Annotated in this window: 16 protein-coding genes; 10 read left to right on the top strand and 6 right to left on the bottom strand. The window is 69.1% G+C overall.

Going from position 1 to position 13827, the window contains the following annotated elements; translation table 11 throughout:
- The 3 genes from VFF46_RS32665 to VFF46_RS32655 form a co-directional block, all read right to left on the bottom strand.
- A partial coding sequence (locus VFF46_RS32665; RefSeq protein ID WP_325041097.1) for a YciI family protein occupies positions 1 to 388 on the bottom strand: 388 nt, incomplete at its 3' end.
- 70 nt (positions 389 to 458) lie between these two features.
- Positions 459 to 950, bottom strand: coding sequence for a DUF3515 domain-containing protein (locus tag VFF46_RS32660; RefSeq protein ID WP_325041096.1), 492 nt, complete (start codon positions 948 to 950; stop codon positions 459 to 461).
- 34 nt (positions 951 to 984) lie between these two features.
- Entirely contained in the window at positions 985 to 1218 is a 234-nt protein-coding gene (locus VFF46_RS32655; RefSeq protein ID WP_198682133.1) for an Lrp/AsnC family transcriptional regulator, read from the bottom strand.
- A gap of 127 nt (positions 1219 to 1345) precedes the next feature.
- On the opposite strand from VFF46_RS32655, the gene VFF46_RS32650 reads away from it, so the two are divergent.
- The 3 genes from VFF46_RS32650 to VFF46_RS32640 are packed head-to-tail and all read left to right on the top strand — an operon-like array spanning position 1346 to position 3796.
- On the top strand, positions 1346 to 2308 hold the full coding sequence (locus VFF46_RS32650; RefSeq protein WP_325041095.1) for a thiamine-phosphate kinase: 963 nt from the start codon (positions 1346 to 1348) through the stop codon (positions 2306 to 2308).
- 1 nt (position 2309) lies between these two features.
- Complete coding sequence (thiD, locus tag VFF46_RS32645; RefSeq protein WP_325041094.1) at positions 2310 to 3116, top strand: bifunctional hydroxymethylpyrimidine kinase/phosphomethylpyrimidine kinase; 807 nt, start codon at positions 2310 to 2312, stop codon at positions 3114 to 3116.
- Entirely contained in the window at positions 3113 to 3796 is a 684-nt protein-coding gene (locus VFF46_RS32640) for a DinB family protein (RefSeq protein ID WP_325041093.1), read from the top strand. The genes thiD and VFF46_RS32640 overlap by 4 nt, the downstream gene beginning before the upstream one ends.
- Positions 3797 to 3823: 27 nt before the next feature.
- Here VFF46_RS32640 and VFF46_RS32635 read toward each other — a convergent pair whose 3' ends face one another.
- Entirely contained in the window at positions 3824 to 4984 is a 1161-nt protein-coding gene (locus VFF46_RS32635) for an ROK family transcriptional regulator (protein WP_325041092.1), read from the bottom strand.
- A 48-nt stretch (positions 4985 to 5032) separates the two neighbouring features.
- On the opposite strand from VFF46_RS32635, the gene VFF46_RS32630 reads away from it, so the two are divergent.
- From VFF46_RS32630 to VFF46_RS32615, 4 genes are read left to right on the top strand one after another with little or no spacing between them, the layout of a single operon-like run.
- Entirely contained in the window at positions 5033 to 5653 is a 621-nt protein-coding gene (locus VFF46_RS32630) for an HAD-IA family hydrolase (protein ID WP_325041091.1), read from the top strand.
- Positions 5650 to 6894 (top strand): MFS transporter, encoded by a 1245-nt coding sequence (locus VFF46_RS32625; protein WP_325041090.1) that lies wholly within the window; start codon positions 5650 to 5652, stop codon positions 6892 to 6894. Before VFF46_RS32630 ends, VFF46_RS32625 begins: the two co-directional genes overlap by 4 nt.
- A gap of 38 nt (positions 6895 to 6932) precedes the next feature.
- Positions 6933 to 7766: an SMP-30/gluconolactonase/LRE family protein gene (locus VFF46_RS32620; RefSeq protein ID WP_325041089.1), complete on the top strand. Its 834-nt coding sequence runs from the start codon at positions 6933 to 6935 to the stop codon at positions 7764 to 7766.
- A gap of 10 nt (positions 7767 to 7776) precedes the next feature.
- Positions 7777 to 8259: a GNAT family N-acetyltransferase gene (locus VFF46_RS32615; RefSeq protein WP_325041088.1), complete on the top strand. Its 483-nt coding sequence runs from the start codon at positions 7777 to 7779 to the stop codon at positions 8257 to 8259.
- On the opposite strand, the gene VFF46_RS32610 is transcribed toward VFF46_RS32615, so the two are convergent.
- Together VFF46_RS32610 and VFF46_RS32605 are read right to left on the bottom strand one after the other, a co-directional pair.
- On the bottom strand, positions 8260 to 9837 hold the full coding sequence (locus tag VFF46_RS32610; RefSeq protein WP_325041087.1) for a GxGYxYP domain-containing protein: 1578 nt from the start codon (positions 9835 to 9837) through the stop codon (positions 8260 to 8262).
- 86 nt (positions 9838 to 9923) lie between these two features.
- A complete protein-coding gene (locus tag VFF46_RS32605; RefSeq protein ID WP_325041086.1) occupies positions 9924 to 10535 on the bottom strand; it encodes an HAD-IA family hydrolase in 612 nt (203 codons plus the stop codon).
- 118 nt (positions 10536 to 10653) lie between these two features.
- Between VFF46_RS32605 and VFF46_RS32600 the strand changes: the two genes are divergently transcribed.
- Genes VFF46_RS32600 through VFF46_RS32590 form a run of 3 tightly spaced genes read left to right on the top strand, consistent with a single transcriptional unit; the run spans position 10654 to position 13783 of the window.
- Complete coding sequence (locus VFF46_RS32600; protein ID WP_325041085.1) at positions 10654 to 11928, top strand: ABC transporter substrate-binding protein; 1275 nt, start codon at positions 10654 to 10656, stop codon at positions 11926 to 11928.
- Entirely contained in the window at positions 11929 to 12966 is a 1038-nt protein-coding gene (locus VFF46_RS32595; RefSeq protein WP_325041084.1) for a sugar ABC transporter permease, read from the top strand.
- A complete protein-coding gene (locus VFF46_RS32590; protein ID WP_325041083.1) occupies positions 12956 to 13783 on the top strand; it encodes a carbohydrate ABC transporter permease in 828 nt (275 codons plus the stop codon). The genes VFF46_RS32595 and VFF46_RS32590 overlap by 11 nt, the downstream gene beginning before the upstream one ends.
- Positions 13784 to 13827 lie beyond the last annotated feature (44 nt).

Raw genomic sequence — 13827 nt, 5'->3', positions numbered from 1 at the left:
CGATCGGCCGGATGTCGGCGTACGCCGTGGCCCGCAGGAACTCCGGCACCGGACTGCCGGCCAGCCGGGACGCGATCTCGGTCGCCCGGTCGAACGACTCGCACTCGACGATCCAGTACCCCGCGAGCACCTCCTGGGTCTCGGCGTACGGCCCGTCCGTGACCACCGGCTGCCCGTCCGTCGACCCCAGCCGCCGGGTCAGCACCGGCGCCGCCAGCCCCCGCGTCTCCACCAGTTCGCCGGAGGCGGCCAGCTCGGCGTTGAACTTCTCCATGAAGTCGCCCATCGCCGCGAAGTCCGCCGCCTCCCAGGCCGGCTTCCCCGTCGCCTTCCCTGCCATCCCGTCGTAGTCCTGCTGCGACGCGTACGTCAGGATCATGTACTTCATCAGCTTCTCCGTTCGTCCGGGTGCTTCCACCCGAGACGTCGCAGCCGTCCCGCCGTACCGGACACGGCGATCAGATGCAGGGTGTGACCAGTTTGTCGTGTTTCTGGACGGTGTCGGAGACGTCGGTGAGGGCGTTGGCTTCGGGGGAGTACTTGTTGGGGACTGCTACCTCGAAGTACAGGGTGCGGCCGATGGTGGTGAAGATGTAGCCGTTCTGGACCTGCTTGGCGTACCAGCCGACGCCGTTCACCTCGAAACACTGCGACTGTGCCTCGGCCATGCCCGCCGGCGGTGCGACGCCGCAGGTCATCTCGATCGCCGGGTCGCCGTACGCCGCGGTCAGCGGACTCTCCGGGGTCGTCTTCCGTCGCTTGGCGTCGAGCACCTTCGCAGGCAGTCCCTTCACCAACTCCCCACAAGCAGCAGCAACTTCAGGAGCCGGTGAAGGCACAGGCACGGGCGCCGCCCCTGGACTGCATCCGGTGATCAACAGCGCGGTGAGCAGAAACCAGACCACCGACCCCGCGAAGCGGTGGGATGGGCTGGGCTGGTGTTTGGGCATGCGAAAAGGCGTCGGGTCCCGCGGGCGGGTCCGGTCAGATGTGGACGACGGGGCAGGTCAGGGTGCGGGTGATGCCGGGGACGTTCTGGACCCGGGCAACCACCAGTTTGCCCAGCTCGTCGACGTTGCGGGCTTCCGCGCGGACGATCACGTCGTACGGACCGGTGACGTCCTCGGCCAGGGTGACGCCCTGGACCTCGGCGATCTGTGCCGCCACGTCGGCAGCGCGGCCGACCTCGGTCTGGATCAGGATGTAGGCCTGGACCACCACGTCGTTCTCCACTCAGTCGTCCTCAGCTGGCTCCGGCCACAGTACTGCCAGGTGACCGGGCGTACTCGTTGCTCCGTCACGGTACCGCCTAGACTCCGGCTAGCGATATGGGAGGTCTGCTGACGTGACAGAGACGTTGGGGAGCACGGGTGAGTTCGGCCTGATCGCGGCCGTCACCAAGGGGCTGTCCCAGAGTGAGGACGTCCTGGTCGGTCCGGGCGACGACGCGGCCGTGCTGGCGGTGCCGGACGGCCGGATCGTGATCACGACCGATCTGCTGGTGGAGGGCCGGCATTTCCGCCAGGACTGGTCGTCGGCGTACGACGTGGGCCGCAAGGCCGCCGCGCAGAACCTGGCCGACGTGGTCGCGATGGGTGCCCGGCCGACCGCCCTCGTGGTCGGTTTCGGCGGTCCGGCCGACCTGCCGACCGCCTGGGCGCTGGAGCTGAACCAGGGCCTCGTCGACGAGTGCGAGCTGGTCGGCGCGAGCATCGTCGGCGGCGACACGGTCCAGTCCGACAAGATCGTCGTGTCGGTGACCGCGTTCGGCTCGCTGGACGGCCGTCCGCCGGTACTGCGCTCCGGTGCCCGCCCGGGCGACGAGGTCGCGTACGCCGGACGCCTCGGCTGGGCGGAAGCCGGCTGGGCGGTCCTCGCGCGCGGGTTCCGCTCGCCGCGGGCCGTCGTCGAGGCGCACCGGCGCCCGCAACCGCCGTACGACGAGGGTCCGCGAGCCGCGCTCCGCGGGGCTTCCTCGATGTGCGACGTGAGCGACGGGCTGCTGTCCGACCTCGGCCACATCGCGGCGGCCAGCCAGGTGATCATCGACATCCACACGAAGGCGCTGACCGTGCCGGAGCCGCTGCAGGCGGTGGCCGCGGCGACCGGCGTGGACGCGCTCAAGTTCGTGCTGACCGGCGGCGAGGACCACGCCCTGGTCGCTACGTTCGAGCCGGCCGACGTACCGGAGGGCTGGACCGTCATCGGCTCGGTTGCCGAGGGCAACGAGGAGCGCCCGCCCGGGACCGTGACCGTCGACGGTTCGCCGTATGCTGCAGAGACCGGACACGCACATTTCAGGAGTTGAGATGCGGCCCCCCAGAGTGCTGACGATCGCCGGTTCCGACTCCGGTGGCGGGGCCGGGATCCAGGCGGACCTGAAGGCGATGCTCGCCAACGGCGTGCACGGCATGAGCGTGCTGACCGCGATCACCGCGCAGAACAGCCTCGGCGTCCAGGGCGCGTGGGAGCTGCCGGAGGAGCAGGTGCGCGCGCAGTTCCGCAGCGTCGTCGACGACATCGGCGTGGACGCGGTGAAGACCGGCATGCTGGCGTCGGAGCCGATGGTCCGTGTGGTGGCGTCGCTCCTGCGCACGCTTCCGGACGACGTACCCGTGGTGGTCGACCCGGTTTCGGTGTCCAAGCACGGCGACGCGCTGCTCGCGGCGGACGCGATGGACGCCGTACGGTCGGAGATCGTTCCGCTGGCCACCGTGCTGACGCCCAACCTCACGGAGCTCGGTCCGGTGTCCGGTGTCGATCTGGAGACCGTGGAGGACCGGGACCTCGCCGCGAAGGCGCTCCTGGAAGCGGGCGCGACCTGGGTGCTCGTGAAGGGCGGCCACGACGTCGGTACGGCGGCCGTCGACATCCTGCACGGTCCTGGCGTACGCCGTGCGTACAGTGCGGCCCGCGCCGACAACCGGCACACACACGGGACAGGTTGCACGCTGGCGAGCACCATCGCGTCGTACCTTGCCCGTGGGTACGACGTACCGGACGCGGTCGGCGCCGCGAAGGAGTACGTGACCGGCGCGATCGCGGCCGGCTTCGCCCTGGGCGACGGCATCGGCCCGGTCGACCACGCATGGAGATTCAGAGGGAGTAGCAGTTGAACAAGCAGCGGCCCCCGGTGGACGGGTACTGCGAGCAGTGCGGTTTCAACTACGACACGGGTGACCTGCAGGGCACCGTGACGCTGCTGATCCGGCAGGCCGCGGACTGCGCGATGGCGCTGACCAAGGCGGCTGCCGGTCCGGACGCGAACGTGGTGCGGATCCGGCCGGAGCCGGAGGTGTGGTCCGCGATCGAGTACGCGTGCCACGTGCGCGACGTACTCGAGGTGCAGCGGCTGCGGATCGCGCAGTGCCTGGCGGAGGACCGGCCGGTGTACGCGCCGATGGACCGGACCGGGCGGGTGAAGGAGCTGAAGTACGAGGACCAGGACCCGACGGAGGTCGCGGCCGCGCTGATGCGGTTCGCCCGCGAGTTCGGCGCGGCGGCGCGGGTGCTGCAGCCGCAGCAGCTGGGGAAGCTCGGGCTGTACAACTACCCGGTCCGGGCACCGCGCACGCTGGGCTGGATCATCCGCCACACCGCCCACGAGATCCAGCACCACCGCCACGACCTCACCGAGATCCTGGCCAAGGTGGAACCCCCGATCGTCCCCAAACCCAAGCCCCCGGCAGAGGACGCGGCCGCCGCCGACGAGTCCGGCCGAGGCGCCGACGAACGAGCCGGCGAAGGGGCAGGCCCGGAGGGCGGGGGCGAAGACGCCGGGCGGTCGGCCGACTAGCGGGCGAAGGCGCCGGGGGCCGGGCGACTAGCTGTGGTGGGCGGCCCAGGTTGCGATGGCTGGTTCGGTGGTGAGCTGGTCGAGGCCCAATGCGGCGGCGCCACGCAGTGGTCCGTCCGGCTGGTGTGTGGCCGCGAGCACCGGCGGGGGAGACCCGCGGTGAAACCTCATCAGCCCGCCCTCGTACGCCTCCGTGAACGTGTCCTCGGCGGCAGCGCGCAGTGGAATGGCCAGCCCGCCGATCGTGACCACGTCCGGATCGTGCGCGTTGACGAGCCCCGCGATCCCGTAGCCCAGCGCGGCCACCACCTTCGCAACAGCTGCATGTGCAGCCCGGTCAGTGCGTCGCAGTACCTCTTCTGTGTACGCCACAGGGTCGTCAGGTCTCGGCTGCTTCAAGTGATGCGCCAGAGCGCGCCCGTCAATCTCGAGATCCCAGCAGCCGCGAGCACCGCACGGGCAGCTACGAGCACGGTCCCCGAACGGCATGTGCCCGTACTCACCACCAGCCCCAGACGCGCCCTGAGCCGGCACACCGTCGATCAGCAACGTCCCGCCGATACCCACCTCGATGATGAGGTGCACCGCCGTACCAGCACCCGCCGCCGCCCCCGTACGGGCCTCGGCCACGCCGCTGAGCGTCGCGTCGTTGCCGGCCAGCAGCGGTACGTCGACGTCGGCCGTGACCTGTGTGAGGTCCAGCTCGACCCACTCGAGCGTGGGCGCCTGCATGAGCTGGTTGTCGCGGACGGTGCCCGGTACTGCGAGGCTCACGAGCTGCAGGCGGTCGCCGTACCGCTCCTGTGTCTGCTCTACCGCGTGCCGCAGATTCTTGAGCACCACCTGTGCACGCCGGCTCCGGTGACGGGTGTACTGCGGGTCCTGCAGCGAGCCGTCGAGCGCGACGACCGCACTGCGCCAGTTGCTCTGCCGTAGGTCCAGCGCCAGCACGACAGGACCCTCCGGGTGCGCCTGCAGCACGGTCGTCGGCCGGCCGCGTCCCTGACTGGGCGCAGGGGCCTCGGTGAGCAGGTGTACGTCGCGTAGCCGGGCGGTGACCTCCGTCGCCGACCCCGTACTCAGCCGGAGCGTGCGCGCAACCGCGGCCCGGGTGATCCCGGGCTGCCGCGCCACCTGGCTGAGGACGTCCGCGGCCGTCTGCCATTGTCCCCGGCGTACTGGAGTCATCGCGGCCTTTCCGTTTATGCTCGTAGGACGAGTTTAATGGGAGGGTTGATGGAGATCCGGGACATCCGCGCCGTGCTGTTCGACATGGACGGCACGCTGGTGGATTCGGACGCGGTCGTGGACCGGAGCTGGAGTCGCTGGGCGGTCGAGTGCGGGCTGGACCCGGTCGCGGTGCTCGCGGTCGCGCACGGGAATCCGGCGGCCGCGACGATCGCGCAGTTCCTGCCGGACGCGTCGGCGGCCGAGCTGGCCACGGCCGGGGCGCGGGTGCTGGACCTGGAGGTCAGCGACGTCGAGGGCGTGGTGGCGAAGCCGGGCGCGGTCCAGCTGATCGGCACGCTCGACCGGATCGGGCTGCCGTGGGCGGTCTACACCAGTGCGCCCGCGCAGCTCGCGAAGCTCCGGCTCACGGTGTCCGGGATCGCGCCGTCGGTGCTGGTCACGGTCGACGACGTCAGCCGCGGCAAGCCGGATCCGGAGGGGTACCTGCGGGCGGCGGAGCTGCTCGGCGTACCGGTGACGGAGTGTCTGGTGGTCGAGGACACCGTCGTCGGGTTGACCGCCGGGCAGGCGTCCGGGGCGATGACGGCCGGGCTGAAGGGGGTGCCGGCGGACCTCGAGCTCCCGGACCTGCATCGGCTCGACGCGCTGTTCCAAGGTCTGGAGTGACCGCGCAGGCCCCGGTCGCCGCCGGGAGCCGCAGCGACGAGATCCGGATCGGGATCGCGCTGTCGGCGATGGGTTTCGTGCTGGCCGGGCTCGGGGCGTGCGTGGCGATCCTGGCCCGCGACCTGAACGAGCCGACCAGCCGGCTCACGTTGCTGTCGTCGGGGTTCGCCGTCGGGCTGATGCTGGTCGCGTTCGTCGGCCCGCGGATGCTCAGGCGGTGGGAGATGCCGACTGTGCTCGCTCTGGGCTCAGTCGTGTGCGCCGTGGGCGCAGTACTCATCGCGGTCGCCTCGTCGTACGCCATAGCAATCACAGGCGGCCTACTGGTCGGCCTGGGCGGCGCACTGCTGGTGCTGGTCGCTCCACTCATGCTGAACGGCCCAACCGCAGCCGCCCGCATCAGCCGGGTCAACGCGGTAGCCAGCGGCACAGGCATCCTCGCCCCGCTGGCTATAGGCACCCTGGACGGCCTTGGCCCAACCGGCCGCCTGGCGATGATCGCCGCAGCTCCACCGCTGCTACTCCTCGCGTTGCTCACGCGCAAACGCTCCGCCGCTCTTCGCGCGCCAGAGCGGGGCGAGCGGGGCGAGCGGGGCGAGCGGGGCGAGCGGGGTGTGGGGGCGTCCGAGGCCGTGCCGGTGCTGATTGATTCGGCTCCGGCAGTGGGGCTTGGGGGAAAGTGGCGGCGGGTTGGGCGGCGTGTGGTGATGGACGTGGGCGTCGGGTGGTTGCGGGTGGTGCTGGCGGTTTCGGTCGAGTTTTGTTTCGTGGTGTGGGCTGTGGCCCGGCTGGTGGCCAGTGGGCTGCCTACGGCGACAGCCGCGTTGCTGGGGAGCGCCTTTCCGATCGGGATGGCGGTCGGGCGCGCGGTGGGGCCGATCCGGCTCAACACGTGGTCGCCGGTGGTGCCGTCCGGGTTGCTCGCGGCCGTGGGCACGTTGATGGTGAGCCTGTTCGACGGACCGGCGGTGGTGGCCGGCGGGCTGGTGGTGGCGGGCCTGGGCGTGGCGCCGCTGTATCCGGTCACGCTCGCCGCCCTGGTCGCGACGCCCGGCATCAGCTCCGCCCGCCTCGCCGCGGTCGGCGCGCTGGCCTCCGGTACGGCGATCCTCGTCGCCCCGGCGCTGCTCGCCGTACTGGCGCGGGTCCTCAACCTGCGAACGGCGTACCTGATCACGCTCCCGCTGCTCGGCGTACTTTTCCTGCTGAGCCGTCGATCAGGCCGTACCTCGTTCGTGTAGGGGGTGACAATGCACCCACTGCGAACGAGGTGACCACCATGAAGCTCCTGATCGACAACCTGGCGATGCCCGAGTCCGCCCGCTGGCACGACGGCCGGCTGTGGTTCTGCAACTGGATCGAGCAGCAGGTCGTCGCGGTCGACGCCGACGGCAAGGCCGAGTACTTCGACGTACCGGTCGAGAACCTGATGGGCTGGTCGATCGAGTGGACCCCCGACGGCCGCCTGCTCACCACCGGCGACAAGCTCCGCCGGTACGAGCCCGACGGGTCGGTCACGGTCCTCGCCGAGCAGCACGCCAACGAGCTGGTGGTCGATGCCCACGGCAACATCTACCTGGACGGCGCGGACTTCAACTTCTCCGGGGGAGAGGCGCCGAAACCCGGCTGGATCAAGCTGATCGCGCCGGACGGGACGATCCGCCAGGTGGCCGGCGAGATCGAGTTCCCGAACGGCATGGTGCTCACCCCGGACGGCCGCACGCTGGTGATCGCGGAGTCGTTCGCCGGCCGGCTGACGGCGTTCGACGTACAGCCGGACGGCGACCTGACGAACCGCCGGGTGTACGCCGAGAACCTCGGCCCGGACGGCATCTGCCTGGATGCCGAGGGCGCGATCTGGTCCCAGACCGGCAGCGAGGGCGTGGTCCGCGTGGCGGCCGGCGGCGAGATCCTGCAACGCGTCGACCTCCCGGAGAACCGCGCCCCGTTCTCAGTCACCCTCGCCGACTTCAACGGCCCCACCCTCTGCATCCTCACCTCCGAGTGGCGGATGACCGACTCGATCGCGAACAACCTCGCCCGCCTCCGCGGCGGCGCCCACACCGGCCAGGTCCACACAATCCCGGTCGCCGTACCACCGGCAGGCCACTAACCTGACCCCGATGACCATCCGCACGTACACCGACGCCGACCTGCCACGACTGATCGACCTCACGATCGACACCTTCGGTCCGTTCTACGAGGACTCGTTCCGCCCACTGGTCGGCGAGCTGATCTTCACCCGGCAGCACGGCGATTGGCAGGGCGACTACCGCAGGCAGCTCCCAGGTCTGCACAACCCGGCCGAGCACAAGCATGTTGCCGTCGCCGAGGAGGGCGGTGAGATCGTCGGGTACGTCGCCTGGCACCTCGAGCCCGCCAAGCAGCGGGGCACGGTGGAGCTGCTCGCCGTCGCCGAGGACCACCGCCGTTCGAACACTGCCACCACGCTCTGCGAGCACGCCTTCGCCGCGATGCGTGCCGATGGCGCGCAGTACGTCGAGATCGGCACGGGCGGCGACGACTTCCACGCGCCCGCCCGTGCCTTCTACGAGAGCCTCGGTTGCATCAAGCTCCCGGTCGCGGTCTACTTCCGCGAACTCTGACTAGTGCTTGGCGTACTTGCCGATCATCCGGACCAGCGTGTCGGGCGGGACGACCTTGACGTGCGGATCGAGGGCGTCGACGACCGAGAGGACCTTGTCGACGGACTTGCTCCAGGCGTGCCAGACGACGACGGAGTAGCCGGCGGTCGAGCGCGGGTTGCGGGTCGCGGTGTTCAGTTCCTTGGTGACCGAGGCCTCGTCGGCACCGTCGAGTCCTTCCCAGAGCATGGTCCGGGCCGAGACGACCGGCTTGCCCTCGGACCAGACGACCTTGCCCTTCAGGCCGTCGTACCGCGAGTACTCGAGGTAGATCAGGCCGTCGATCTCGGGGTGCTTGAGGTACGACGACCAGAGGCGGGTGTTGTTGAACGCGTCGAAGTCGATGATCTGGGCGACGGACAGATCGGAACGTCCCATGGCCGTGGCCAGCGCGGCGGTGTGCTTGTCCAGCGCCGCGGCGGGGTAGCGGCTCGGGTACATGTAGCCGCCGCCGGACGGGCCGACGACCCAGCGGTCCTTGCGTGACTGGTCGTAGAACCAGCGCATGACCGACGGTGCCAGGTCGATCAGCGACGGCGAGATCCCCCAGCCGAGGTCGACCTCGCCCCGGCGCGGGCTGCCGAACCAGCGCGGATCGGTCGGGAAGTCGCCGAGCGCCCACTGGATGTTGTCCCCGTCGGTGATCAGGAACGTGACGTAGTGGGCATCGGGATCCGGGACGGGAAGCTCCGCGGACGTGTGCTGGGTCAACCGGTCCTCGCGGATGCCGGACAGCACCGACAGGTTGCGGGCGTGGTCGGCCGGCAGTGCCTTCACGCCGGTCGCCGAGTTCACGCCGATGAAGGCGTCCTCACCCTGCGAGGCGTCGCCCCAGCCGATCACCGTGCCGTCGTCGTCCAGCGCGTCGACCACCTGCGCGCGGAAGTCCGAGTTGCCGTCGAAGAACGCGAACGTCCCGGCCATCGTGGCGTAGTCCCGGAGCCGCTCCGCGAAGTCGGCGCGCTGCTCGACCACGACGTCGTGCCGCAGCCGCGGCCAGTACGTGTCGAAGACCCAGCGGTCGTCCTTGTCCCGCACGTCCAGGACCTTGCGCAGCCCGTGCTGGATCGCGAGTGACTCCAGGCTCTCCTCGATCGCCACGGCACCCGTCACGCCGGCAAGCGTGGTCGCGACGTTGACCGACGGGGTCCCCGTCCGGAACAGCACGTAGCCGCGAACACCCGACCGGCCGACGGTGTCCCACAGGTCACCCGTCCGGGTGTGGACGCCGTACCGCGCGACCAGGTCGTCGAGCCAGTGCTGATACCCGAGCGTCGGCAGATTGAGGTACAGCGATTCAGGGCCGCGGCGTGCCATCAAGCCCTGCAACGTGGTGGCCAGCGTCCGCTCGGGGAGGCTCAGCGAGTCCTCCGCGAACACGTTGAGCACCCGCGGCCGCTGTCCCTTGGGGTACGGCGAGACGGCGTGCGCCGACGTACCGAAGGCCGACGCCGGCGAGGCCGCGGCGGCGAGCCCGAGACCGGCCGCCAGACCGAGCGCGTGGCGGCGGGAGAGCGTGAGACGTGGGCGATCGGACACGGGTGCCTCCAGGGGCGGCCGGTGGGTTGTCCTACGTTGTCAGCTGCCCGCAGACCATGCCACGGCGGTCACGTCATGACAAGAGTTCAGCCACGAACCGGCAGGTCGTGCCGACGCAGCAGGTCGATCAGGGCCGGTACGCCGGACGACAGGTCGTACAGCTCCGCCAGGATCCCCACGCTCTGGGCGCCGGCCACGTTGGCGGCGTTGTCGTCGATGAACAGCACCTCGGAGGCGGGGACGTCGATCGTGCGCAGGATCTCCCGGAAGTACGCCGGGTCCGGCTTCGCGAGGCCGAGGTCGCAGGAGTAGAACGTCCGGTCGAACCAGGCGCCGTACCCGCGTTCGTCCTGCATGATCGCCCGCCGGTAGGCCTGCTGGTTGGTGGCCAGGTGGCACTCGATCCCGGCCGCGCGCAGCGACTGGATCAGCTCGACCACCTCCGGCACGGCGACGAACCAGCGCCACGGCTCGATCGCCTCGGCGATGGAGGCGGTCGACTTCCACCGCCGCAGGACGTCGCCGAGGGCCTCCCGGAAGTCGATCTTCCCGACCAGCGCCGGCCGCTCGGCCGCCATCAGGTCCTCGACGAACGCCGCCCCGTTGGCGGGCACCAGCGTGCCCAGCCTGCGCCACCAGTCGAAGGTGGGCCGCTGGATCACTCCGTCGGCGTCGAACAGGACGGTGCGTACGGTCATGGCGTCATCTTGTCATCGGAGCCCTTGACCGGTTCAGTCGGTATGCGCTTACCTATGGCTACGTAAACATGAGTGGACACCTTCCGGCGAAATCCAACAGAAAGCGCCAGGTGAGGCTATGACACTGACCAGAAGGACGTTCCTGGCGGCCGGCACCGCCGCAGCCGCCGCCGGACTCACCGGCTGCGGCTCTGTCGGCTCGCTGGGTGGGAAGAACGAGCTCAGCATGTGGACCTGGGTCGGATCCGTGAACGACGGCCTGATCAGCCAGGCCGAGAAGGCGATCCCCGGGTACGACGGCATGAAGCTGGCGATGACCCGGATCGGGTCCAACTACAAGACCAAGGTGCTGACCGCGCTGGCCGGCAAGTCCCTGGTCCCGGACATCGTCGCGATCAACGACGACGTCGCGACGTACTTCCCGAACGCCGACCAGTTCCACAACCTGTACGACCTCGGCGCCAAGGACCTGGAGAAGGACTTTCTGCCCTGGAAGTGGAAGTGGGGCGTCACGCCGGACGGCAAGATGATGGCCTACCCGATGGACACCGGCCCGACCGCGCTGTTCTACCGGTCCGACGTCTTCACCAAGGCCGGCATCGACATCGACCCGGCCGCGGTCGCCGGCCTCGCGCCGGACTGGGACGCCTTCATCGCGCTCGGCAAGAAACTCAAGCAGGCCGTGCCGGGCTCGTCGATCACCGACAACATCACCAGCATCTACGGCTACCGGATGGCCCAGCTGCCCAAGAAGTACATGACGCGGGACGGGAACTACATCGGCGACCAGGACCACGTGCGGCAGTCGTTCGACCTGGCTGTGCGAGTGGTGAAGGAAGGCTTGTCGGCGAACGCGCAGAACTCGAGCGACAAGAACGCCGTGGTCACCAACGGGAAGCTGGTGGCCTACAACGGCGCCGTCTGGTGGGCGCAGCTCGGCCCGAAGAACGCGGCGCCGAAGACCAAGGGACTCTGGCGGGTGACGGCGGCTCCTGGTGGCGCCGGCAACAAGGGCGGGTCCTTCCTGGGGATCACGAAGTACTGCAAGAACCCGCAGGCGGCGTTCGCGTTCATCAGCTGGCTGGAGTCGGCGAAGAACCAGGCCCAGGCGTTCCTGGATCCGGTGCTGTTCCCGTCCACGTCGGCGTCGTACACCGATCCGAAGCTGTCGGCGCCGGACCCGTTCTTCGGCGGCCAGAAGATCGTCGACGTGTTCGCGGACTCCGCGAAGAAGTACCCGGGCGCGTTCTTCTCGCCGTACGACAGCATCATCGACACCCCGATCAGCTCCGAACTGGTGAACGTCGAGGCGTCCGGGAAGAACCCCGACCAGGCCTGGGCGGACGCCCAGCACCAGGTCCAGCGCGAGCTGAGCCGAGCGGGGGCGATCTAGATGGCAGTCACCAGCAAGGCAGTGCCGGCCACCAGTGCCTCAGATACGTCGGAAGCCGCCACCGAGAAGCCGCCCAACAAGTACCGGCAGGCGCTCCCGCAGTACACCGCCGTCGCCCCGTTCTTCATCCTGTTCGCGATCTTCGGCGCGTTCCCGGTGCTGTTCTCGATCTGGATCTCGTTCCACTCCTGGGACGGCATCGGCCAGATGAAGTGGGTCGGGCTCGAGCAGTACCACTACCTGCTCACCGACGCCACGTTCTGGAAGACGATCGGCAACACGCTGATCATCTGGGTGCTGTCCACGGTCCCGATGCTGCTGCTCGCGCTGGTGATCGCCAACGCGCTGCACAACGCGACCCGGCTGCGGACCTTCTACCGGATCGCGTACTTCGTCCCGAACGTCACCTCGGTGGTCGCGATCACGCTCGTGTTCGGGTCGATCTTCAGCAACAACTTCGGCCTGCTGAACGCGTTCCTGCAGTCGATCGGACTCGGCCAGGTCGAGTGGCTGACCTCGCCGTGGGGCATCAAGATCGCGATCGCCACTATCGTCACCTGGCGCTGGGTCGGGTACAACGCGATCATCTACCTGGCCGGTCTGCAGGCGATCTCGGCCGACGTCTACGAGGCCGCGAAAGTGGACGGCGCGAGCCCGCGGCAGACGTTCTGGCGGATCACGGTGCCGATGCTGCGGCCGGTGATCCTGTTCACCGCGGTCACCTCGACGATCGGCGGTCTGCAGATCTTCACCGAGTCCCGGGTGCTGTTCGGTGACACCAGCAGCATCGGCGGCCCGGGCGACGCCGGCCTGACGATCGTCTCGTACCTGTACCAGAGCGCGTTCATCAAGAACCAGTTCGGGTACGGCGCTGCCGTCGGGTGGGCGCTGTTCGTGCTGATCGTGCTGTTCAGCATCATCAACTGGCGGCTGATCGGCGGCAACGACGACGAACGACTGACCCGACGCGCCGCTCGGCGGGTGGAACGCAGGATCGCAGCCCAGAATGCCAAGAGGGAGGCCGCAGATGTCCATTGAGCGCGTGCGCACCGCCGTCGGCCACATCGTGCTGATGCTCGGCGTGCTGGTCTCCCTGTTCCCGTTCTACTGGATGGTGGTGATGGCCTCCAACACCACCCCGGACATCTTCAGCTACCCGCCGAAGCTGCTGATCGGCTCGCACCTGTTCGAGAACATGGGCAAGGTGCTGGACAACATCGACTTCTTCGGCTCGATGCTGCTCACGCTGATCGCGTCGCTGGCCGTCACGGTCCTGGTGCTGTTCTTCGACTCACTGGCCGCGTTCGCGTTCGCGAAGTACCAGTTCCCCGGCCGGAACGTGCTGTTCGGCATCTTGATCGCGACGTTCATGATCCCGACCCAGCTGTCGCTGGTGCCGCAGTTCGTGGTGCTCGCGCAGCTCGGCTGGATCGGGTCGCTGAAGGCACTGATCATCCCGGGCGCGGCGAACGCGTTCGGCATCTTCTGGATGCGCCAGTACGCCAAGGGCGCGATCCCCGACGAACTGATCTCGGCCGCCAAGGTCGACGGCGCCGGGTTCTTCCGGCAGTACCTGACCGTCGGCCTGCCGGTGCTCCGGCCCGGTCTGGCCTTCCTCGGCATCTTCACGTTCATCAACGTCTGGAACGACTACCTCTGGCCGCTGATCGTGATGACCGACCCGAACCGCCTCACCCTGCAGGTCGCCCTCGACCAACTGAACGGCATCTACGGCACCGACTACTCGATGGTGATGGCCGGTGCTTTGATGAGCGTCATCCCCCTGATCGGCGTCTTCCTGATCGGTGCCCGCTCGTTCATCGCGGACCTGGCAGCCGGCGCCATGAAGTTCTGACCTTCACCTACAACCACGGGATTCCCTTTGACTGACCACAAGCT

It is taken from the genome of Kribbella sp. (assembly GCF_035655035.1).
Classification (GTDB): Bacteria; Actinomycetota; Actinomycetes; order Propionibacteriales; family Kribbellaceae; genus Kribbella.
Note: the sequence above shows the minus strand (reverse complement) of the source record. Positions and strands in the feature narration are given on the sequence as shown.

Bases quoted from the DNA above. Each gene is read 5' to 3' on its own strand.
- VFF46_RS32660 (WP_325041096.1), bottom strand. From the start codon at position 950: ATGCCCAAACACCAGCCCAGCCCATCCCACCGCTTCGCGGGGTCGGTG.
- thiD (WP_325041094.1), top strand. From the start codon at position 2,310: ATGCGGCCCCCCAGAGTGCTGACGATCGCCGGTTCCGACTCCGGTGGC.
- VFF46_RS32635 (WP_325041092.1), bottom strand. From the start codon at position 4,984: ATGACTCCAGTACGCCGGGGACAATGGCAGACGGCCGCGGACGTCCTC.
- VFF46_RS32630 (WP_325041091.1), top strand. From the start codon at position 5,033: ATGGAGATCCGGGACATCCGCGCCGTGCTGTTCGACATGGACGGCACG.
- VFF46_RS32620 (WP_325041089.1), top strand. From the start codon at position 6,933: ATGAAGCTCCTGATCGACAACCTGGCGATGCCCGAGTCCGCCCGCTGG.
- VFF46_RS32615 (WP_325041088.1), top strand. From the start codon at position 7,777: ATGACCATCCGCACGTACACCGACGCCGACCTGCCACGACTGATCGAC.
- VFF46_RS32605 (WP_325041086.1), bottom strand. From the start codon at position 10,535: ATGACCGTACGCACCGTCCTGTTCGACGCCGACGGAGTGATCCAGCGG.
- VFF46_RS32600 (WP_325041085.1), top strand. From the start codon at position 10,654: ATGACACTGACCAGAAGGACGTTCCTGGCGGCCGGCACCGCCGCAGCC.
- VFF46_RS32595 (WP_325041084.1), top strand. From the start codon at position 11,929: ATGGCAGTCACCAGCAAGGCAGTGCCGGCCACCAGTGCCTCAGATACG.
- VFF46_RS32590 (WP_325041083.1), top strand. From the start codon at position 12,956: ATGTCCATTGAGCGCGTGCGCACCGCCGTCGGCCACATCGTGCTGATG.